This window comes from Xanthomonas sp. F10, assembly GCF_014206815.1.
GTDB lineage: Bacteria > Pseudomonadota > Gammaproteobacteria > Xanthomonadales > Xanthomonadaceae > Xanthomonas_A > Xanthomonas_A indica.
Window position 1 is genome coordinate 1,874,365 of sequence record NZ_JACHNP010000001.1, and the last position, 21,310, is coordinate 1,895,674.

14 protein-coding genes are annotated in these 21,310 nt (G+C 67.7%); 2 read left to right on the forward strand and 12 right to left on the reverse strand.

Going from position 1 to position 21,310, the window contains the following annotated elements:
• Positions 1-60: 60 nt before the first annotated feature.
• The 7 genes from FHR56_RS08245 to rsmD all read right to left on the reverse strand — a co-directional run bounded on the left by FHR56_RS08245 (position 61) and on the right by rsmD (position 6,787).
• Positions 61-1,791, reverse strand: coding sequence for a glycoside hydrolase family 9 protein (locus FHR56_RS08245; protein WP_184502467.1), 1,731 nt, complete (start codon positions 1,789-1,791; stop codon positions 61-63).
• Between the two features lie 84 nt (positions 1,792-1,875).
• Positions 1,876-2,769, reverse strand: a complete 894-nt coding sequence (locus tag FHR56_RS08250; protein ID WP_160947054.1) for an MBL fold metallo-hydrolase — start codon at positions 2,767-2,769, stop codon at positions 1,876-1,878.
• 45 nt (positions 2,770-2,814) lie between these two features.
• Positions 2,815-4,572 (reverse strand): gamma-glutamyltransferase, encoded by a 1,758-nt coding sequence (ggt, locus tag FHR56_RS08255; RefSeq protein WP_160947055.1) that lies wholly within the window; start codon positions 4,570-4,572, stop codon positions 2,815-2,817.
• Positions 4,569-4,853 (reverse strand): YfhL family 4Fe-4S dicluster ferredoxin, encoded by a 285-nt coding sequence (locus FHR56_RS08260; RefSeq protein ID WP_017912319.1) that lies wholly within the window; start codon positions 4,851-4,853, stop codon positions 4,569-4,571. Before FHR56_RS08260 ends, ggt begins: the two co-directional genes overlap by 4 nt.
• A 290-nt stretch (positions 4,854-5,143) precedes the next feature.
• On the reverse strand, positions 5,144-5,638 hold the full coding sequence (locus tag FHR56_RS08265; protein ID WP_160947056.1) for a hypothetical protein: 495 nt from the start codon (positions 5,636-5,638) through the stop codon (positions 5,144-5,146).
• Between the two features lie 40 nt (positions 5,639-5,678).
• Positions 5,679-6,185 carry a pantetheine-phosphate adenylyltransferase gene (coaD, locus tag FHR56_RS08270; protein WP_019801822.1) on the reverse strand — a complete coding sequence of 169 codons (507 nt, stop codon included), beginning with the start codon at positions 6,183-6,185 and terminating at the stop codon, positions 5,679-5,681.
• Positions 6,182-6,787 (reverse strand): 16S rRNA (guanine(966)-N(2))-methyltransferase RsmD, encoded by a 606-nt coding sequence (gene rsmD, locus FHR56_RS08275; RefSeq protein WP_160947057.1) that lies wholly within the window; start codon positions 6,785-6,787, stop codon positions 6,182-6,184. The genes coaD and rsmD overlap by 4 nt, the downstream gene beginning before the upstream one ends.
• 222 nt (positions 6,788-7,009) lie before the next feature.
• Between rsmD and htpG the strand changes: the two genes are divergently transcribed.
• The gene (gene htpG, locus FHR56_RS08280; RefSeq protein ID WP_160947058.1) at positions 7,010-8,914 is read left to right on the forward strand and encodes a molecular chaperone HtpG; all 1,905 of its coding nucleotides are present in this window, start codon (positions 7,010-7,012) and stop codon (positions 8,912-8,914) included.
• Between the two features lie 452 nt (positions 8,915-9,366).
• Here the strand turns inward: htpG and FHR56_RS08285 are convergent, their stop codons facing one another.
• Entirely contained in the window at positions 9,367-9,657 is a 291-nt protein-coding gene (locus FHR56_RS08285) for a hypothetical protein (RefSeq protein ID WP_160947059.1), read from the reverse strand.
• Between the two features lie 366 nt (positions 9,658-10,023).
• Between FHR56_RS08285 and FHR56_RS08290 the strand changes: the two genes are divergently transcribed.
• Positions 10,024-11,046 carry an Ldh family oxidoreductase gene (locus FHR56_RS08290; protein ID WP_160947060.1) on the forward strand — a complete coding sequence of 341 codons (1,023 nt, stop codon included), beginning with the start codon at positions 10,024-10,026 and terminating at the stop codon, positions 11,044-11,046.
• A gap of 277 nt (positions 11,047-11,323) precedes the next feature.
• Here the strand turns inward: FHR56_RS08290 and FHR56_RS08295 are convergent, their stop codons facing one another.
• From FHR56_RS08295 to FHR56_RS08310, 4 genes are all read right to left on the reverse strand, one after another.
• On the reverse strand, positions 11,324-14,200 hold the full coding sequence (locus FHR56_RS08295; protein ID WP_160947061.1) for a TonB-dependent receptor: 2,877 nt from the start codon (positions 14,198-14,200) through the stop codon (positions 11,324-11,326).
• Between the two features lie 501 nt (positions 14,201-14,701).
• Entirely contained in the window at positions 14,702-17,116 is a 2,415-nt protein-coding gene (locus FHR56_RS08300; RefSeq protein WP_160947062.1) for a glycoside hydrolase family 127 protein, read from the reverse strand.
• A 384-nt stretch (positions 17,117-17,500) separates the two neighbouring features.
• Entirely contained in the window at positions 17,501-19,303 is a 1,803-nt protein-coding gene (locus FHR56_RS08305; RefSeq protein WP_160947145.1) for an Svx/AvrXca family virulence/avirulence protein, read from the reverse strand.
• A 424-nt stretch (positions 19,304-19,727) separates the two neighbouring features.
• A complete protein-coding gene (locus FHR56_RS08310; protein ID WP_184502608.1) occupies positions 19,728-21,308 on the reverse strand; it encodes a family 43 glycosylhydrolase in 1,581 nt (526 codons plus the stop codon).
• Positions 21,309-21,310: the final 2 nt, after the last annotated feature.

A 21,310-nucleotide genomic window follows, 5' to 3' on the forward strand; every position in this document is an offset into this window, starting at 1 on the left:
AACGCGGCATACTCGGGAATGGGTGACACGCCCTAAGCGGCGCCATCGCGCCGCCGCGGATCAGCGCTGCAGCACCTGCAGCGCGGCGCTCACGTAGACCAGCGGCGCGTTCCAGTTGATCGCCACTTCGTTGGTGGCGTAGCTGCATTCCTTGTCCAGGTACGACAGCGCCGGCAGCGTCGACACGTAGGCGTGCTTGCACGCGTCGGCGTCCTGTTGCCCCGGCTGCGGGCCGCCGACCAGCCATCCCGGCACCGGCGTGGCCACGCCGTCGGCGATGGAGATGCGATGGTGAATGTGCATCGGCGAGCGCGTGCCGATGCCGGTCACGAAGGACATGCCCAGCGGGTTGCGGCCGAGCACGTAGTCCAGTTGCGACTGCGCGGCCTGCAGGTACTCCGGCTTGTGCTGCAACTGGTAGGCCTGCAGCAACATCATCGCCTGGTTCATCGCAGTGGCGTTGCTGCCCCAATGGAAATCGGCGTCGCGCATCGTCACCCGCCAGGCCGAGCCCTGCCACACCTGCACCAGATGATCGGCCAGCCCCTCGATCTCGTCGGCGATGCGCGCCTGGTCGGCGTGCGGGGTCAGCCGCGCGCGGTGCTGCGCCAGCGACATCCAGGCCAGCCCGCCGACCTGGCGCCAGTCGGGCACGCTGGCCGGCACCTTGCGCGCCATCGCCGCGTCGTAGAACGCGTCGTCGGCGGTGGCCAGATACAACTCGGTGGCAGCCCAGGCGAATTCGTCGTCGAACTGGCTGTCGCCGTAGGTGCCGGTGTGCACGTCGTCCGGCTGCCGGTAGGCCACGTCCGGATGCGCCTGCGCCCACGCCCAGGCGCGCCGCGAGGCCTCCAGCATGCGTGTGGAGATGCCACCGAACTGGGCGTCGTACGGCGCGTAGATGCGACTGGCCTGGGCCATCACCGCGGCGAAGTCGAGCGTGGCCGCGGTGCTCTTCTGCACCACGTAGCGCGGCGCGCGCGCCTGGTCCGGCATCTGCATGCCGGCGAAGTCCAGGTTGGTCAGCTTGTGGTACACGCCGCCGTCGTGCGGATCCTGCATCGCCAGCAGCCACTGCAGGTTCCAGTCGACCTCGCGCAGGATGTCCGGCACGTCGCCGCCGCTGTTGGGAATGCCTTCGTGGTGCGTGGTGAAGTAGGTGGGGAACTGCTCGTAGGCGGCCAGCAGGGTATAGACGGTGATGCCGGAGTTGACCACGTACTTGTTGTAGTCGCCGGCGTCGTACCAGCCCTTGGGCGCGGCGATCACGGTACCGGCCGGGCGCTCCGGCGAAGCCGCCGAGGCATGCACCAGCACGTGGTCGTCGGGATGGCCGGCGGCGCGCGCGTGGCGGCCGGCGTAGATGCCGTCCAGCGCGGTACTGGCGCGGTTGTAGTAGTAGGCCTTGAGCGCAGCGCGCGACAGCGCGTTGTAGGCGTCTTCACCGATGGCGAAGCTGTCCGACGGCGGCAGGCCATCGACCTGCAGGCGATAGCGGCCGGGCGTGCGCAGCGCGGAGAAATCGGCGATGCGCACCGCCTGCTGCGCCGGCGGCCACACCGCGGCGGCGCCGAGGGTACCGCGCAGCACGACCTCGTCACTGTCGGCGCGCGTGATCGAAAAGGCATCGCCGTGGCCGTCCGGCACCACCGCCAGCTTGCTCGCCGCGGGCAGGAAACCGACCTGGTTCAGGCGGATTGGCGACGGCAGGGTGGTATCGGCACGGGAGGTGCAACCGCCCAGCAGCAGGCAGGCGAGGAACAGGCAGGACAGGGCGTGGGGCAGCTTCATGCGCCGATATTCGCCGGCATGGATGACGGCTGCAAGCGCGACGGCAGGCGCCGGCACGCCGCACGCAGTTGCGTCGCGCGGCGCTCAGGCCGCCAGCGGCCGCGCCTGCAGTGCAGCCACCTCGTGCGCGGTGACGAAGCGGCCCTTGGCATCGCGCTGCAGTTGCGCCAGCGCGCAGTCCGGATCGTGGGTGAAGAACAGGCGCACCTCGCGCGCCAGCGCGTCCTCCAGGAACGCACGCTTCTCGTCAATCAGCAGCTCCGCATTGCGGTCGTAGCCCATGGTGATCGGCACGTGCACCCAGGAGCGGCCAGGGATCAGGTCGGCGCAGAACGCCACCCCGCCGTGCGCCTGGCCGTCCTCGCCATGGCGGGGGCCGACGATCTCGGCCAGCATCAGCCCCGGCGTGTGGCCGTCGCTGAAACGGAACCGCACCGCCTCGCCGAGCGCGCGCGAATATTCGCCGTCGACCAGTTCCAGGCGGCCGCTGGCCTCGAGCAGGCCGGGCAGTTCCGGGATGAAGCTGGCGCGGTCGCGCGGATGCGGCTGCAGCGCGCGCTGCCAGTGCGCCGCACCGACCAGGAACTGCGCATTGGGGAACAGCAGTGCCGGCGCAGCGCCCTCCCGGTACGGCGCCAACAGGCCGCCGGCATGATCGAAATGCAGGTGGCTCAGCACCACCACGTCGATGTCGGTGTGGGCGAAGCCGGCATCCTGCAACGAATCCAGCAGCACGTGCCGCGCCTCCTGCACGCCGTAGCGCTCGCGCAGCGCCGGCGGGAAGAACGCGCCGATGCCGGTCTCGAACAGCACTGTCTTGCCGGCCAGCGGACTGGCCAGCAGCGCGCGGCAGGCCAGCGCGATGCGATTGCCGTCGTCGGGCGCGGCCCAGTGCTGCCACATCGCCTTGGGCGCGTTGCCGAACATGGCGCCGCCGTCGAGTTTCTGCGAGTTGCCTTGGATGGACCAGAGCTTCATGGCGGGGACTCGGGATTGGGGATTGGGGAGTCGCAAAAGCGGGCGTCAGGGCGCCGGCGCGGTCTGCAGCACTTCGGCGCTGCCGACTTCGTTGCGCGGGTCGCTGCCGCCGCTGAGTACGTTGCGGCGCTTGTCCCATTCCACCGTCTGCAGGTTGCCCCAGACGTGGCTGGACCCGTGCCCGTCCTCGGCGGTGTCGCCGGGGAGCTTGAGCGTATGCCCCATCGCCTCCAGGCCCTTGGCCGTGGCCGCGTCGAAGGTGCCGGTCTCGGCTTCGATCACGTCCGGCAGCCATTGGTGGTGGTAGCGCGGCAGCGCGGCGACCTGCTGCGCGGTGAGGCCGTCGTCGTAGCCGAGGATGCCGAGCAGCACCATGGTGATGATGCGGCTGCCGCCCGGGGTGCCGAGCACGATGGCCTTGTCCGCGTTCTCCATGAAGGTGGGCGACATCGAGCTGAGCGGGCGCTTGCCCGGCTTGGGCGCGTTGGCCGCGTAGCCCATCACGCCGAAGGCGTTGGGCGTGCCCGGACGCAGCGCGAAATCGTCCATCTCGTTGTTGAGCAGGACGCCGGTGCCCTTGGGGATCAGCCCGGAGCCGTACAGCAGGTTGACCGTCTGGGTCGCGCCGACGCGGTTGCCTTCGCCGTCGATGATGGAGAAATGCGTGGTCTCGTCGTCTTCCAGCGGGGTCGGCTGGCCCGACAACAGGTCGCTGGGCGTGGCCTTCTCCGGGTTGATCGTCGAGCGCAGGCCCACCGCGTAATCCTTGCTGAGCAGGATGCGCTGCGGCACGTGGGTGAAATCCGGATCGCCCAGGAAGAAAGTACGGTCGCGGTAGGCGCGGCGCATCGCTTCCACGGTCAGGTGCACGCGGTGCACCGGGTCCATGGTCTTGAGGTCGTAGCCCTCCAGGATCTGCAGCATGCTGGCCAGGGCGATGCCGCCGGAAGACGGTGGCGGCGCGGTGGTGATGGTCCAGCCCTTGTAGTCGAAGCGGATCGGCGTGCGCTCCTTGACCGTGTAACCGGCCAGCTCCTCCGCGGTCCAGCGCCCGCCGGCCTGCTTCACGCCGGCCAGCAGCTTCTTGGCGGTGGCGCCGCGGTAGAAGCCGTCGAAGCCCTTGTCGGCCAGCAGCTGCAGCGTGTTGGCCAGTTCCGGCTGCTTGAACACGTCGCCCACGGCGATCGGGCGGCCGTTGCGCAGGTAGACCTGGCGGGTGCCGGGATAACGCTCCATCACCTTGCGCCGCGACTGGTAGCCCTCGGCCATGCGCGCGTACACCGGGAAGCCGTCGCGGGCGATGCGGATCGCCGGCGCCAGCGACTGCCGCAGCGGCAGCCGGCCGTGCTTGGTCGCCAGTTCCACCAGCGCCGCCGGCAGCCCGGGGATGCCGGCCGACCACGGCCCGTTGATCGAGCGGTCGCGGTCCAGCTCGCCCTTGGCATCCAGGAACGCGGCCGGCGTCGCCGATTCCGGCGCGGTCTCGCGCGCGTCCAGCATCACGTCCTTGCCGGTCTTGGCGTCGTGCAGCAGGAAGAACCCGCCGCCGCCGAGGCCGGAGCTGATCGGTTCGACCACCGACAGCGTCGAGGACACCGCCACCGCGGCGTCGAAGGCATTGCCGCCCTCGCGCAGGATCTGCAGGCCGGCCTCGGTGGCCAGGCGGTGGCCGCTGGCGATGGCGGCGCCGGGCGGATGCGCGGCCGGGGCGGTAGCAGTCGCCTCGGCGACCGGCGCCTCGGCCCACGCCGACGGCGTCAGGACCAGGGCGAGCAGCAGGACACGGCGGACGAGGCTTCTCATGCGGCGGGGGGCTCCTGTGAGTACAACTCGGGGTGGTCGCGCTGCAGGCGCTGCAGCTTGGCCAGCAACTGGGCGTGGGTCTCCGGGATCGCCGGGTCCGGGTCGATGCATTCCACCGGGCACACCACCACGCACTGCGGCTCGTCGAAATGGCCGACGCATTCGGTACAGCGGGCCGGGTCGATCACGTAGATCGTCTCGCCCATGGCGATGGCCTGGTTCGGGCAGGCCGGCTCGCAGACGTCGCAGTTGACGCAGAGCTCGTTGATCTTGAGGGACATGTGGCGCAATTCGGCACTGACCGGTGCAGTTTACCGGATCGGGGCGGGACGGCCCCGCGAAGGCGGCGCCACGGCGCGGAACGCTGTATCGCCGCGGCCTCGAAGCGGCGGAGTCGACTGCCCGCGGCGTCTGACGCCGGTGTCGGCTGCGCCTGGCGAGGTCATGTCGAACATGGCTGCCTGGTCACGCCAGGCCGGGCTCTTCTCCACGATGGCGGAGAGGCATTGCTCGCGCCGTGCCGGCGCGCCATGGCGGGGCCGGCGCGCGTCGGCGCGCCGGCCCTGCGGGCTTACTTGGCTTCGACGAAGATGTAGTCGGCGCCGGTCGGCTTGACCACGGCTTCGACGCGGGCGTTGTCGGCCGGAGCGCCGATGTAGACCACGCGCACGCCCTTCATGCTGTTCGGCTCGACCTTGGCGAACGCCGCGGCGATCAGGTCGGCCATCTTGGCCGAGGCCGAGGAGCCGAACGCCAGCATGTTGCCCGGCTGGATGCCGCGGCCGATGGCGGTGGTGGCGCTTTCGACCTGGCGATCGTACTTGGCCTGGAACTCCGGATCCGATTCCGGCGGCAAGTAGTACAGGAACGGGCTGTTGGTGACGGTGCCCATGTTCTGGATCGCCACTTCCTGCAGGTACTTCTTCCAGCCGGCGTCGTCGTCCTTGGCCGGGGCGGTCAGCGCGGGCTGCGCGTCGGCGGCCGGCTTGGCGGCCTCTTCTTTCTTGCAGGCGGTGAAGCCCAGGGCCAGCGAAGCGATCAGCAACGCGCGTGCGGTGGTGTTCATGGAATGGCTCCCTCTGTGTCGTCAGTGAATGGTGGACGGCTCAGCGCTGCGCGGCGGCCTGGCGGGCCTGGACCAGCGCCTGCACCACCGACGGCGGCACGAAGCCGGAGACGTCCCCGCCCAGGCGCGCGATCTCGCGCACCAACGAGGACGAAATGAAGCTGTGTTGCTCGGCCGGGGTGAGGAACAGCGTCTCCACCTCCGGGATCAGATGCCGGTTCATGCTCGCCATCTGGAACTCGTATTCGAAATCGGACACCGCGCGCAGGCCGCGCAGCAGCACGCCGCCGCCGACCGACCGCACGAAATGCGCCAGCAGGGTATCGAAGCCCAGCACTTCCACGTTGCGGTGTCCGGCCAGCGCCTCGCGGGCCAGCGACACGCGCAGTTCCAGCGGCAGGGTCGGCCCCTTGGACGGGCTCTGCGCCACGCCCACGATCACCTGCTCGAACAGCGGCGCGGCACGGTTGACCAGATCGATATGGCCGTTGGTGATCGGATCGAAAGTGCCGGGATAGACGGCGATGCGGCTATGGGCCACGGTCATGCGTCGGGTACCGCGTGAAGGTCGCCGGGAAGTGTAGCAGCGGTGCGCCGGTACAGGGCAGCGCGCACCTCGCGGCTGCCGCCCTCGCGGTGCAGCGCCCAGGGTGCCGGCGGCGCCGGCCCCTGCCCGGCCGGCGACTCCAGATACAGCCAGGCGTCGGCCGCCAGCCTGTCCGGCAGGCGTTGCAGCACCGCGTCCCACAGCCCGGAGGCGAACGGCGGGTCGACGAAGGCGATGTCCGCCGGCGCATCTGCCCGGGCGTCGGCCAGCCAACGCAGCGCATCGCCCTGCACCACCTGCACCTGGTCCTGGGCCTGCAGCCGCGCGACGGTGGCGCGCAGTTGCGCAACCTGCCCTGGATCGCGCTCGACCAGCACCGCGCCGGCTGCGCCACGCGACACCGCCTCCAGGCCCAGTGCGCCGCTGCCGGCGAACAGGTCCAGCACCCGCGCCCCGGGCAGCACCGGCTGCAGCCAGTTGAACAGGGTCTCGCGGACCCGGTCGGAGGTCGGACGCAGGCCGGCCAGGTCCGGCACCGGCAGCCGCGTATTGCGCCAGCGCCCGCCGATGATCCGCACCTGGCCGCCACCGGGACGGCTCATCGGCGGCCTCGCAGGGGCCGGGACAGGCAGGACGGGGAACGCAGCGGCGGCATGGGCGGCGGGTGGTGGACGGCGCGGAAACGGGGTCCGGATCATAGACCAGCGCGGTGTCGCGGGTATGCGCAGCGCGGCGCTTGAAGCCGGCTGCGGCCGCCACCATGTCGGCCGGCAGAGCCGCGCCCTCCTCCGCGCGGCCGCCCATCCTTCATGGAGCACCTACCGATGAGCGTGGAAACCCAAAAAGAAACCCTGGGCTTTCAGACCGAGGTCAAGCAGCTGCTGCAGCTGATGATCCATTCGCTGTATTCCAACAAGGAGATCTTCCTGCGCGAGCTGATCTCCAATGCCTCCGATGCCGCCGACAAGCTGCGCTTCGAGGCCCTGGTCAAGCCGGAATTGCTGGACGGCGATGCGCAGTTGCGCATCCGCATCGGCTTCGACAAGGACGCCGGCACCGTCACCATCGACGACAACGGCATCGGCATGAGCCGCGAGGAGATCGTCGCGCACCTGGGCACCATCGCCAAGTCCGGCACCTCCGAGTTCCTCAAGCACCTGTCCGGCGATCAGAAGAAGGATTCGCACCTGATCGGCCAGTTCGGCGTGGGTTTCTACAGCGCCTTCATCGTCGCCGACCAGGTCGACGTGTACAGCCGCCGCGCCGGGCTGCCCGCGAGCGAGGGCGTGCACTGGTCCTCGCGCGGCGAAGGCGAGTTCGAGGTCGCCACCATCGAGAAGGCTGAGCGCGGCACCCGCATCGTGCTGCACCTGAAGGACGACGAGAAGGGCTTTGCCGACGGCTGGAAGCTGCGCGGCATCGTGCGCAAGTATTCCGACCACATCGCCCTGCCGATCGAACTGCCAAAGGAACACTACGGCGAGGACAAGGACACGCCGGAAACCCCCGAGTGGGAAACCGTCAACCGCGCCAGCGCGCTGTGGACGCGGCCGCGCAACGAGATCAAGGACGAGGAATACCAGGAGCTGTACAAGCACATCGCCCACGACCACGAGAACCCGGTGGCGTGGAGCCACAACAAGGTCGAAGGCAAGCTGGAGTACACCTCGCTGCTGTTCGTGCCCGGCCGTGCCCCGTTCGACCTGTACCAGCGCGACGCCTCGCGCGGGCTCAAGCTGTACGTGCAGCGCGTCTTCATCATGGACCAGGCCGAGCAGTTCCTGCCGCTGTACCTGCGCTTCATCAAGGGCATCGTCGATTCCAGCGACCTGCCGCTGAACGTCTCGCGCGAGATCCTGCAGTCCGGCCCGGTGATCGACTCGATGAAGTCCGCGCTGACCAAGCGCGCCCTGGACATGCTGGAGAAGCTGGCCAAGGACGACGCCGAGCGCTACCAGGGCGTGTGGAAGAACTTCGGGCAGGTGCTGAAGGAGGGCCCGGCCGAGGACTTCGGCAACCGCGAGAAGATCGCCGGCCTGCTGCGCTTCGCCTCCACCCATGGCAGCGACGGCGCGCAGACCGTGTCGCTGGCCGACTACGTGGCGCGGATGCAGGACGGCCAGGACAAGCTGTACTACCTGACCGGCGAGAGCTACGCGCAGATCAAGGACAGCCCGCACCTGGAGGTGTTCCGCAAGAAGGGCATCGAAGTGCTGCTGCTCACCGACCGCATCGACGAGTGGCTGATGAGCTACCTCACCGAGTTCGACGGCAAGTCCTTCGTCGACGTGGCGCGCGGCGACCTGGACCTGGGCAAGCTCGACAGCGAGGAAGAGAAGCAGGCCAAGGAAGAAGCCGCCAAGGCCAAGCAGGGCCTGGTCGAGCGCATCCAGAACGTGCTCAAGGACGACGTCTCCGAAGTCCGCGTCTCGCACCGCCTGACCGACTCGCCGGCGATCCTAGCCATCGGCCAGGGCGACCTGGGCCTGCAGATGCGGCAGATCCTGGAAGCCAGCGGCCAGAAGCTGCCGGAGAGCAAGCCGGTGTTCGAGTTCAACCCCGCGCACCCGCTGATCGAGAAGCTGGACGCAGAAGCCGATGGCGAGCGCTTCGGCGACCTGGCGAAGGTGCTGTTCGATCAGGCGGCGCTGGCGGCGGGCGACAGCCTGAAGGACCCGGCGGCGTATGTGCGTCGGCTCAATAAGTTGTTGTTGGAGTTGTCGGTCTAGGCCTGAGACGTGCGATTGCGAAAAGAACGAAGCCGGCATCTGCCGGCTTTGTTTTTTACACAGGCGACTCCGATTGCCCGAAGTCCAACGACCTTTTGCGGGATTCTTGTGCCGCATTGCGATTGTTGGTTCAAGGCAGAATACGGGGTAGGCACCAATTCGAGCCGGTCGGCGTGGTCACGGACGCGCCCCTTCGCACCACCCGAAAACACGCGCCCCATGGGACAAGGCGACTCTGGCGTGCGGCGCGACACGTATGCGTCGCCACACCACCTAATGCCCGCCTTACTCGACATCGCCTGCCACTTCCTCACGCTGACCAGCTTGTCACTTATCGCAGCAAATGTGCTGAATAGCAGCCACTACTGAAATTTAAACCCATGACACATTAAATAAACACATCTGCCTCAGACGCTCACCAAAGCATGCACAGAAAACACCTAACCTTAAATTCACTTAAGCTGCATATCGACCCTATTTATTGACTTCAACAAGATGCCGCAAATCAGCAGGAGACAAACACCACTGACAGCCATAGCATTCATCAAAAAAAGATCAGACCAACTCAAAAATACCACATGACCGTGTTGATTATATTCGTAGATCTTGCCAGCCGAATAATCCGCAACCCGAGGGCTCTTCGAAATGAGCACCCGAGTAATATAAGGCTCGCCAATAAAAATCATGGCCGCCCCAGCAAGAAAACTCGGAATTACGAAAAGCCTGGCCACTTTAGTATTCATTGATCACCGAACCATAAATTGCGCCAGCATGCATTGAAGCTTCCGCACTACCCGGTCAAACGAAAATCTTTTGCAAGACCCATGATGACCTTGGCGAATTATCGAATCAGCTCAGGGATGGCTGTCAAGGAAATTCTAGGCGCCCGATGAACGGCCTCTTGCTTACTCGAAACCTCAGACGTCGTTAGTCTGATCAACTACGCAATCCCTAGCGATCAGTCATTACGTTGACTCCGACGTGGTGCAGAGCATGCAAGATATCTGCGCGGCATGCGGGTAAAGCCTCCAGGTGACCTTGACGCTCCCAGGCTTCTCGCGAAGCGACTTGCAGGCGAGAATCGGCTTGTTTCCTGACCACCCTCTTCGATGAACAGCAACCCCACCATCACGCTATCCCTGGACCAGGCCACCACTCTGGTCGACCGCATCCTGTCCCATGCCGGCTTCAGCCCGGAGCATGTGCATGCCCTCACCCGCACCATCGTCGCCGGCGAGCGCGACGGCTGTGCCTCGCATGGGTTGTACCGGACGCTCGGCTGCGTGGCGACATTGCGCAACGGCAGGGTGGTGGGCGACGCCGAGCCTGTCGTGCACGACCATGCACCCGGCATCGTGCGGGTCGATGCGCGCGGCGGGTTCTCGCTGCTGGCGTTCGAGCGTGGGCTGCCGCTGTTGATCGAGAAGACCCGTGCCAATGGCCTGGCGGCACTGGCGATCAACCGTTGCGTGCACTTCTCTGCGCTGTGGCCGGAAGTCGAGCGCATCACCGAGGCCGGCCTGGTCGCGCTGATCTGCAATCCCAGCCATGCCTGGGTCACGCCGGCCGGCGGACGCACGCCGCTGCTGGGCACTAACCCGCTGGCGTTCGGCTGGCCGCGCGTGGACGCGCCGCCGTTCGTGTTCGACTTCGCCACCAGCGCGGTGGCGCGCGGCGAGATCGAGCTGCGCCGCCGCGCCGGCCAGCCGATTCCCGAAGGCTGGGGGGTGGACGCGGCAGGCGCGCCGACCACCGATCCGGCCGCGGTCGCCAACGGTGGCGCGATGCTGACCTTCGGCGGACACAAGGGTTCGGCGCTGTCGGCGATGATCGAGCTGATCGCCGGCCCCTTGATCGGCGACCTCACCAGCGCCGAATCGCTGGCCCACGACGCCGGTGCCGGCGCAGCGCCCTACCACGGCGAATTGATTTTGGCGCTGGATCCGGCGCGCTTCCTCGGCGTCGACTGCGCCGCGCACCTGGCCCGTGCGGAAGCGTTCTTTGCCGCCTACGAGGCCACCGGGGCACGCCTGCCTTCGCAACGCCGCTACCAGGCACGGGCACGCAGCCACAGCGAAGGCGTGCAGATTCCGCAGGCCCTGTATCAGGACCTGGTGGCCTTGCTCGATTGAAGGCACCTCGCCTAATGCGGGTTGCCGCAGTCGCGGGGGACATGTAGTGATGGCGTAGGAGCGGCTTCAGCCGCGACGGCATTACCGCTATCGCGTCGCGGCTGAAGCCGCTCCTACGGATGGCCTTTCATGTTCACTGGCAGGCGGCCCGATGGTGTGATGCGCCGTACCGGTTCATTACCGCCCACGTAGAACCGGGCCGGCCGTGCTTACCGCGGCGGGCTTCCCGCCCGCCACGGCACCGGCGACCCGATCGCCTACGCCACCAGGCTCCGCCTCAGAACTTCACCGTCGCCCGCGCCCAGTAGTAGCGGCCGAGCAGATCGTAGGTGGCTACGTCGGTGTTGGCGTTGGTGACGTTGTTGGCGTAGTACAGCGGCGGCTGGCGGTCGGCCAGGTTGTCCACGCCGACTTCGAAACGCGTGTTCCACGGTTTGACCTGATAGCCCACCTGCACGCTGTGGTAGACGTAGGCGCCGATGCCGCGAACCACGGCGGGCTGGTCGGCGTCGGCCGACAGGCTCTGGCGGGTGTCGGCACTGCCGATCTCGGTGCGGCCGATGTAGCGGACGCGCCACGACGCGCTCCAGTCGCCCAGGTTCCAGTTCAGCGTGCCCAGCGCGCGCCAGCGCGGGAAGTTGCCGTAGGCGTAGGTGTACTTGCCGGCGTTGTGGATGGTGACGGTGCTGGGGTCGGTGGTGTCTGGGTTGATGTCGTAGCGGATCACGTAGGTGCCGTTGAGGCCGGCGCTGAAGCTGCCCCAGGCGGTATCCGGCAGCCGGTAGGTGAGGCTGAAGTCCGCGCCGCTGGCCCACAGCTTGCCCAGGTTCACGGTGGGCTCGGCGATGTAGTTGACGGTGCCGTTGTCGTTGCGATGGATCAGCGCGCAGAACGCGCTGGCGTCGTTGGCGTAGCACTGGTTGAGCACGGTCTGCGCCGACACCTGGGTGATGGTGTCCTTGAGGTTGATCTTCCACAGGTCCGCGCTCATCGACAGGCCCTCGACCCAGCCTGGGTCGTAGACCACGCCGAAATCGTAGGACATGCCAGTCTCCGGCTTGAGCTGGTAGCCGGCCACCGCCGCGCCGGAAGCCTTGGCGCCGACCTGGTTGTCGGCCTGCTGGTAGCTACCGTCGGTGGGCACGTTGGCGCAGGCCGCGGCATGGCCGCCGGTATAGCCATTGCACGGATCGGTGACCGACGGCGAATCGCCGGCCACGCCGGCGTACAGCTCGCCGATGTTGGGCGCGCGGAACACCTGCGAGGCGGTGCCGCGCAGCAGCAGGTTCTCGATCGGGCGGTACTCCAGCGAGACCTTGCTGTTGGTCTTGCTGCCGACGGTGTCGTAGTCGGAGAAGCGGCTGCCCACGGTCAGGTTGAGCGAGTGCACGCCGGGCAGCCCGGCCAGCAAGGGGAACAGCGCTTCGGCATAGGCTTCCTTGACGCTGAAGCTGCCGCCGAGCACCGAGGCGCAGTACTCGAGCACGCCGCACATGCCGTTCTCGTCGCCGGTCCACAGCGGATCGGCCGCAGTGCTGGTGCTCTCCTTGCGATAGGAGACCCCCACTGCCAGGCTGGCGGTGCCGGCCGGCAGCGCGAACAGCTCGCCGTTGGCATTGGCCTCGAACTGCTTGACCGTGTAGACGTTGGTGACGATCGGATTGACTACCAGCGCTTCCAGCGCGGCCTTGTTGCTGGCCGCGTTGAGGTTGAACACGTCGATCGGCGTGCAGCCGGCGATCACCGCGCCGGCGCTGCCGCACTTGACCGTGCCGTCGGCCGCCAGGAACGACGGCCCCACCGCGGCATTGAAGCCGGCGTAGTCGAGGAAGCCCTGGTTGATCGACTTCTGCTTGACCTTGCCGTAGTTGAGGCTGGCATCCCACTGCCAGGAACTGTCGCCGAAACTGCCGCGCAGGCCCGGATTGATCTGGAAATTGTAGGTATTGTACTGGTATTGCCGATTGCCGAGCACGGTGGCGCGGGTGTTGAAGTTGTTGTACGAGGTGCCGGTGCTGCGGTCGGTGCCGAAGTTGACGCCGAACGGGTTGTAGTAGCTGGCCGAGGAGACCAGGAAGTTGTCGCCGTTGGCGAAGATCGGGATTGGGGCGATGATCGAGGACGAGGTGGTCTTGCTGAAATAGGTGTTGACGTAGCCTTCCAGGTGATCGTTGAAGCGGTAGCTGCCGAGCACGAAGGCGTTGGTGCGCTCCTGCGGGGTCTGCAGCAGGTTGTACGGCTGGTAGTTGTAGGAATCGGTCGAGGCGACGTAGCAGTGGTACTGGCTGGCGTTGGTCGGGCTGCTGCTGCCGCCGTTGAAGGTCACCCGCGAACAGCCGTTGCTGGCCGCCAGTGCCTTGGCCGCGGCCGAGCCGTCGTTGAAGCTGATGCTGCCGGTCGGCGTGGCCGAGGAGCCCTGCTTCACCCCGACGCCGTCGATCAGCGACAGCGCGTCCCTGGAATAGGCGCGTGCGCCGGCCGAGACCGGATCGATGTCGTGGTAGGACAGGCCGGCGACGATGCTGCCGCGCTCGCCGGTCTTGCCGGCGGTCAGCGAGAAATTGCGGCGGTTGCCGTCGCTGCGCGAGCTGGTGCCGAAATCGGCGCTGGCCTCGATGCCGTCGAAGCCTTTGCGCAGGATGAAGTTGACCACGCCGCCGATGGCGTCGGAGCCGTACACCGCCGAGGCGCCGTCGCTGAGCACTTCCACCCGTTCGATCATGGTCGCCGGGATCGCGTTGACGTCGTTGCTGGCCAGGCGCGTGCCGTTGACCAGCACCAGGGTGCGCTTGTCGCCGAGACCGCGCAGCGAGATCACCGAGGCGCCGGTGCCGCCACCGTTGTTGGTGTTGGGATTGGTGGCGTTGCCGGCGATCGACGGCAGCTCCTGCACCAGGTCACCGAGCGTGGCCTTGCCGGTGGCTTCGATCTGCGCGCGGCTGATGGTCACCACCGGGTTGGCGGTCTCGGTGTCGACGCGGCGCAGGCGCGAGCCGGTGACCACGATGCTGTCCAGGGTCTGGGGAGCGCTGTCGGCGCTCGCCTCCTGCGCCTGCGCCGTCGCTGCGCTGCCCAGCGACAAGGCGGTGGCGACCGCCAGCGCCAGCGGCGTCGCGGCATGACGGAAGGAAGGGCGTGGCGGCGAAAACGACATTGGCGAGCTCCTGGAGGATGGCGAGACGGGACAGTGGACAAACGCAGGCCGAACGACGCCGTGCCGGCGCCATGCCGACGGACGGACCTGCTGGATGGCGGCGCCTGCGCGGCGCCTGCGGTGGCATGCCTGCGCCCGGCCATGGCAGCCTGGCGCACCGCGGGGAGGCCGATGTCCTGCGCGCACGGCCGTGCGCGGCTCCCCCGCTACTGCGATGACGTCCGACGACGCCGGCGGCGCTCCGGTAGCGCGCCGGCGCCACGGCCGGTACGACGATGCGATCAGATTTTCATCACGCGGTCACACTGTGACGTGGATACACGGCCGCGTCTTGTCGCGATTCGCGGTTTCCCGTGCGGAATCATGCATGGTCGTGCGTGGCGCCGCGCTGCACGCGGCGAGCGTGCCGCGGCATGGCGCCGTGTCGCATAGTGACGATCACGACAGGCACGCGCTGCCATCGGCCGTGCGGGGCGATGCGGACGGTACCGCCACGCGGCGTCACGCCGGGATCAGCCAGCCGCCGAACAGCGGGCCGGCAGTGTCGCCGTGCTGCGGCTCGATGCGCACGGTCAGCGGCTGCGCATCGCGGGTCAGCGCCGGCGGCAACGGGTAGTCGCGGTCGACGAAATCGATCACCTGGCCGCGCTCCACCGCCACCTCCACGGCCAGCTTGCCATTGACCAGGATGTTGAAGCGACCCTTGTCGCTGCCCCAGAAGCGCAGGCGCAGCGCCAGCGGTTGCGCACTGCCGCGCATGCGGAACTCGACGAAGCCCTTGCCGCGCACGTCGCGGCACTGCTGGCGACGGTAGGCGCCACCGAAGGAGGTGTCGCTGCGCAGCTGGTGCGCCTGCTCGGAGGCCTCGTCGCCGAACTGGATCATGTCCACCGCGATCGCGCGCAGCTTGTCCTGCTCGGCCTGGCGGCGCGCCCGCCGCTGCGCCTCCTCCGCCCACTGGGCGGGGTCCATGCGCTTGAAATACAGCGCACTGCGGCGCTCGTACTGCGCGTAGAACGGCACGAAGGTCAGGCCCGGCGGCTGCGTGCTGCTGGCCTGGAAATGGCCGGGCTGCGGCAGCTCGGCAAAGCCGCGCAGCGGATCGGCCGCGGCCACCAACGCCGGGTCCGGCGCATCGTAGGGGGTGCTCACCGGCCCCAGGTCGGCCGCCAGCGCCAGCGGCCCGCGCATCACCACCACCGTGTCCGTATCGCCGGCGGCATGTTCCAGCCGCAGCGGCGTGGCCAGGTCCAGGTCGATCACGTCGCCGGCGCGCCAGTCACGCTCCAGCGTCAGATAGCCGTCGGCCAGCGCCGCGCGTGCGGGCTTGCCATTCACGCGCAAGGTGTAGCGGCCCTGGCACCAGGCCGGCACCCGCAACAGCAGGCGCCGCGGTGTGCGTGCACCAGCGCGCAGCACCTGCAGGCGCACCTTGCCGTTGTCGGGCACGCCGCTGTCCAGTTCCAGCGCCAGGTCGCGCTCGCTCCAGTCCAGCCACGAGGGGATGTAGAGATTCACGTACAGCGAGGTGTCGTCCTGCCAGTAGATGGCATCGCCGAACTGCGCATGCGCTTCCATGCCGCTGCCGACGCAGCACCAGAACGAGTCGAACTTGTCGGAGAAACCGCGCTCGCCGCCGCTGATCATCGGCGTCATGTAAGTGAACATGCCGGTGCCCGGATGCTGCGCGGCCATGGTGTGGTTGTGCAGCGTGCGCTCGTAGTAGTCGAAGTAACGCGCCTGCGGCGTCCACTGGTACAGATGCCGGGTCAGCTTGAGCATGTTGTAGCTGTTGCAATGCTCGCAGGTCTGCTCGGTCAGGAACGCGGCGATGGTATCGGGCTCCTGGAAGTACTCGCGGTCGGCATTGCCGCCGATCACGTAGCTGTAGTGCGTGGTGACCGTCTCCCAGAAGAAGCGGGCCGCCGCGGCCGCGTCGGCGTCGCCGGCGACCTCGAACTGGCGCGCCTCGCCGATGAACTTGGGCACCTGGGTATTGGCATGGATGTGCGGCAGTTCGTCGCGCCCGGCCGCGGCCGGGTCGATCACCTTTTCGTGGCGCAGGCGCTTGCCGATCGCGATCCAGCGCGCATCGCCGGTGCGTGCGCCCAACTCGATATAGGATTCGTTGAGGCCGCCGAACTCGGTGTCCAGCAGGGTCTGCATCTGTGCGTGGTCGAGCGCATCGAAGACGCCGGCGGTGTAGGCGGCCAGCGGCAGGAGCACCTCCAGCGCCTGCTTGCTGCCGCCCAGCGCATGCGCGTCGAGCAGGCCGGCGAACAGCTTGTGCTGGGTGTACAACGGCGACCAGCTGCCGTTGAGATTGAACTTGCTGCCCTTGATGATGCCGCGGCGCACGTCCTCGAACACCATCTTGCCGCTGTCGATGACGCCTTGGTCGTTCTTGCGGGTGAGCCCGCCGACGTAACCGTCCGCGTCCTTGGCCTGCGCGCGCGCCAGCTCGGCGACGATGTAGTCGATGCGCTCGCGCAGCACCGGGTCGCGGGTCTGCGCGTGCATCTTGGCCAGTGCGCTGAGATAGTGGCCCAGGGTGTGGCCGGCGATGGTGTCGCCCTCCCAGCCACCGTACACCGCGCCCTTCGGCGGCAGGCCGGCGTAGTGCAGGAAGTTGTGCAGCAGGCGGTCCGGCTCCAGTTCCAGCAGGTAGCGGCGGTTGGTCTGCAGCGACTCCAGGAACAGCGACGGTTTCAGCGTGACCTGCTGCAAGGGCAGCGCCTGCACGCGCCCGGGCGTGGACGCGGCGGCGTCCAGCGGAAAGCGCAGCATCCCGGCCGCCACCGCCAGTGCGCTCCATTGCAGGAAGCGGCGGCGCGATGGGTCCAGCGCGGCGCCGGCCGCATCGGCGGATGCGTGCACGCAGGCGGCGGCGTGCCGATGCGTCCCCTGCCCGCTCATCGCCGGACTCCCGCGCGCGAGGTGGCATGCGGAAAAGAAACGCATCGAGGCATGGACTTCTCCTGTGTGGGGTGTCGGGGCGCCGACTCCGCGGGCAATGACCGGCGGATCCGGTGTCACTGTGTCACCCGGGTGACAGCGCGTCTTGTCCCCACTGATGCCTGCAGATGCGGATTTCTGCCGAAACGCCGCATCGACCTACCGCAGGCGACCAAGCCCTGTCCGCTCACCGCAGACGAACGCGGCCGATACAACATTGGCCCGTCGGCTCATGCGCCGCCTGCACGACATGTCGCATCTGCATGCATCGGGAAAACTGCGGCAGTGTCGCAGCGCATGCACCGGCACCCGCCACGACACCGCCGGTCGGTCATTGCCGGTCGATCAGTGTGGCTTCGCCGTGACCTCTGGCACCGCCTCGGTGAGGTCGGCGCCATAGTCGGGACTGGTTACCGTGTCCGCATCCACGTATCCGTAGAACACGCCCTTGCTGGCGGACGCACCCCGCTGCTCGACGTCGCCACGCAACTGCGCGGTGCCGGACAGCGTGAATCCACCGAATGCCCCTGCCGGCTTGAACACCGTATGCACCTGGGCGCGATCCTTGACCGTCACCCCATCCTGCAACAGGCTCAATCCGCCGACCACGGCGCTGTCCTGCACCTGCCCGCCCAGGATCGTCGCGTGATCCTCGATCCGCGCATCGCCGAGCACCTTGCCCCCGAGCACCCGCGCCTGCGGGCCGATATAGGCCGTTGGCGCGACATACGCGTTCTGCGCGACCCAGCCACCGCCGTTGGGGTGGCGACTGCCGACGCGCGTCGGCGTCGGCGCACCGGGCTGCTGACCCGACGGATAGACCTTCTCCAACGTGACGCTCCACGGATAGCGGTAGACCGAGTAGTAGGACTGATCCCACTTGATCTTCTGCATCGTGCTCGGCGTGCCCATGACCACCAGATACAGGTCGCTGTCACCGCTGCGGAGCTGGAACGACAGCGCGGCATCGGCGCCATGCTGCAACGCGCTGTAGCGCGGCTTGCCGTTGGCATCGATGGCGACCAGGCCCCAGCGCCAATCCGAGTCGGGTGAGCCGATCGTCTCGGGATCGTTCGCCAGACCCGGCAAGGTGTCGACCGCCGACCGCTGCTGTACGTTGCCATGGAACTTCACCACCACCGCAGTCGCATTCTGGGCGGGAATCAGCCGGACCAGGTTGTAGCCCCAGCGCTGCGGCGCCCAGTCGAACGGCACTTGGTAGACGCCCGCCTGGCCCTGCACCGGATCCAGCTGGGTCAGGCGCAGGGCGCGATCCCGATTGGTCTCATCGGACGGGTTTTCCGGATCGAACGCGGTATTGCTGCCATATTCCCGGCGCATCACCGCGCCATGATCGCGAGCGTCCGGGTCGATGTAGTCCCAGTGCACGTTGTGCATGGCCCAGTCGCCGAACACGTCGTTGAGTTGCGACTGGCTCCAGCCCATGTTGTCGCGAATGATCGAGAACGGGTCGGCATCGGCCTGGCGGGAATCGCCGGGCTTGGGCGCCTTGGCCCACAGATCGTTGATGATCGCGTAGCCGAAGCGATCCTTGAGGTACTCCATGAACTGCCAGTTGCAGTAGCGGTCGCGGGTCGAGCCAAGATAGAGATGCGGGTAGTTCACCAACATCTCCGAGCACTGCACATCGTCGTGGAAATACTGATGGGCCATCCAGTTGGCATGCGATTCCCAGATCCAGCCGACATACGGCGAATCGCGCAAGCCGCCGGTACTGCCCTGCAACCCATGGGTCAACTCATGCGCCAGGCCCCAGTGATATCCCAACTGGTCCGGATTGATCCACATTCCCATACCGCCACTGGCGGAGGTACCGCCGTTCAGGCCGAAGCTGTCGTCCAGGTAGACGCTGACCTTGTACTTCTTCGCCGTATTGCAGTAAGGCTCGGGAAAACCGACGCGCGCCATGTAGTCGTCCCAGATCAGCTCCAGCTCCTTGGCTGCCGAGGCGACGTCGTCCTGGGAAACGGCTTGCCCGTCCTGCCAGCGGAACGCGAAGTGTTCGGTTTCGTAGCGGACGGCCGGCATGTCGGTGTCGTCGGGATTGGCGATCCATTGACCGGCGGTGCAGACGGACGCGGCATGCGCATGCTGCGCAGCCAGGGCCAAAACGGCCGACAGGCACACTGCGGACACCCTACGCACGAATCGAGAAGCAGCGATTTTCACGGCTCTACCCTCCTCTTGCCCGATGAGATTGGATGGATTGGACGATCGACGCGATCCGCCGCAACAGCAGGCAGTGCTGGATGAATCCGCCGCCCCCGACGGCGTGCCGTTAAAAACGCGGCCGGCGCAACGCCGACAACAGACGGCGCTTCAGCCATTCGCACTTCGGCAACCCGTCGCCAGCCTAATGCAGTCAGGCGCAATGCACCTTACGGTTATCCCCAAGGAATCGAGCTAATTCCGCACACATTTCGAAAATCGAACTGGCGTCACGACAGGATCATGATGCGCCCGGCAGCGGCGGCCGACGCCGGCGGCAGGTCTCGCCACTGGAAGGCGCGAAGCTCGGCGACGTTTGCTCAGTCGGCATGCGCGCCTGGCCTCAAGGCGCGTCGCAGCGTTGCGCATCCGCGGTGGTGGCCTGCGGCAGGCGCTGCGCCTGCGGCGCCAGCATCTCCCACTCCTGCACCGCCAGCGCCGCGTAACGCTCGCCGCCGCCTGCGGCATCCAGCACCGCGCGCACGCAGCGCGTGGTCACCGGATCGAAGCGCAGCGTCTGCCAGCGACCGGCGACCGGCGCGCGCGTGCTCTGCGCCAGTGGCCACCAGCGGCCATCGCGGCGGTACTCCAGCCGCCAGCGCGCCGGCGGCGCCACGCCGCTGTCCGCGCCCGGCGGATGGTCGGCCCAGAACAGGATGCGGCTGCGCTGCAGCGTCACCGGTTGCGCCCAGCTGTACTGCAGCCATTGCTGCGGCGGGTTGTGCGGTGTCCAGCTGCCCCATAGCTGCGGCGGCAAGGGATTGCGCTTGACCCACCCGTCGTTGAGCGCGGCGATCCAGTACTGGTGCGGGATGTCCGGGCCGTTGGACGCGCTGGCCTGCGCATAACGGGCGAGGTTACGCTGCGGTGGCAAAGGCGGCTGCGGTCGGCGCGTGGCCACCACCGGCAGGATCCGCGCCGGCCGCTGGGTCTCGTCCCACTGCAATCGGTCGATGGCCACGCTGCGGCGGAAATGCCCGCCGCCCTTGGCGTCGGCGGTGTGATAGACCAGGTACCACTGGCCGTTGAATTCGACGATGCCGCAGTGCGAGGTGGTCGAAGAGACCGGCGGCAGGAGTACCCCGCGGTAGGTCCACGGCCCCAGCGGCGACGGCGCGCTGCCGTAGGCGATGCAGGCGTGGTACAGCGTCGGCGTGCAGTCCGACGCCGGCCCGGCACGATTGCCGGCATAGGCCAGGTAGTAGGTGCCGTTGCGCTTGAACAGCCACGGCGCCTCGAAGTAGCCGTCCAGCGTGGTCACCGCCACCGCCTGCCCTTTCGGCGTGACCATGTCGCGTTCCAGCTCGATGCCGAACAGCTTGCCGAAGGTGCCCCAATACAGGTACACACGGCCGTCGTCGTCGACCAGCACGGTCGGGTCGATGTTCTGGATCGCGTTGGGCGCCGGCAGCGATTGCGACAGGATCGGCCCCTGCGGATGCGCGTCGCGCCACGGCCCCAATGGGCTGTCGGCCACCGCCACCCCGATCGCGAACGGATCGGCATTGCGCGAGTGCGCTTCCTGCACCGGCGCATACAGGTAGTAGCGCCGGTCCGGGCCCTGCACGATCTGCGCGCCGTAGGCATGACCGGGGGCGGCCCAGGCGAAGACCTGGTGCGGTCGCAGCAGTGCCGGATAGTAGGTCCAGCGGCCACTGCCGACGTCGTCGGTAACCAGCAGTTGCCAGCGGTCCATGACGAAGTCGTTGACCTCCGGCGGTGCTTCGTCGCGGCCGGCGATGATGTAGAGCTTGCCATCGGCGACCAGTGGTGCCGGGTCGGCTGCATAGTCGCGGCCGTCGGCCAGGATCGGGTTGCCCGGCGCCTGCACCGGCCGCGACCGCGGCGTTGTCGGCGCGGCGGCCGTGGCAACGCCGATGCAGGCGCCCCATGCCAAGAGCAGCGACGCGAACACCCTGCGCATGG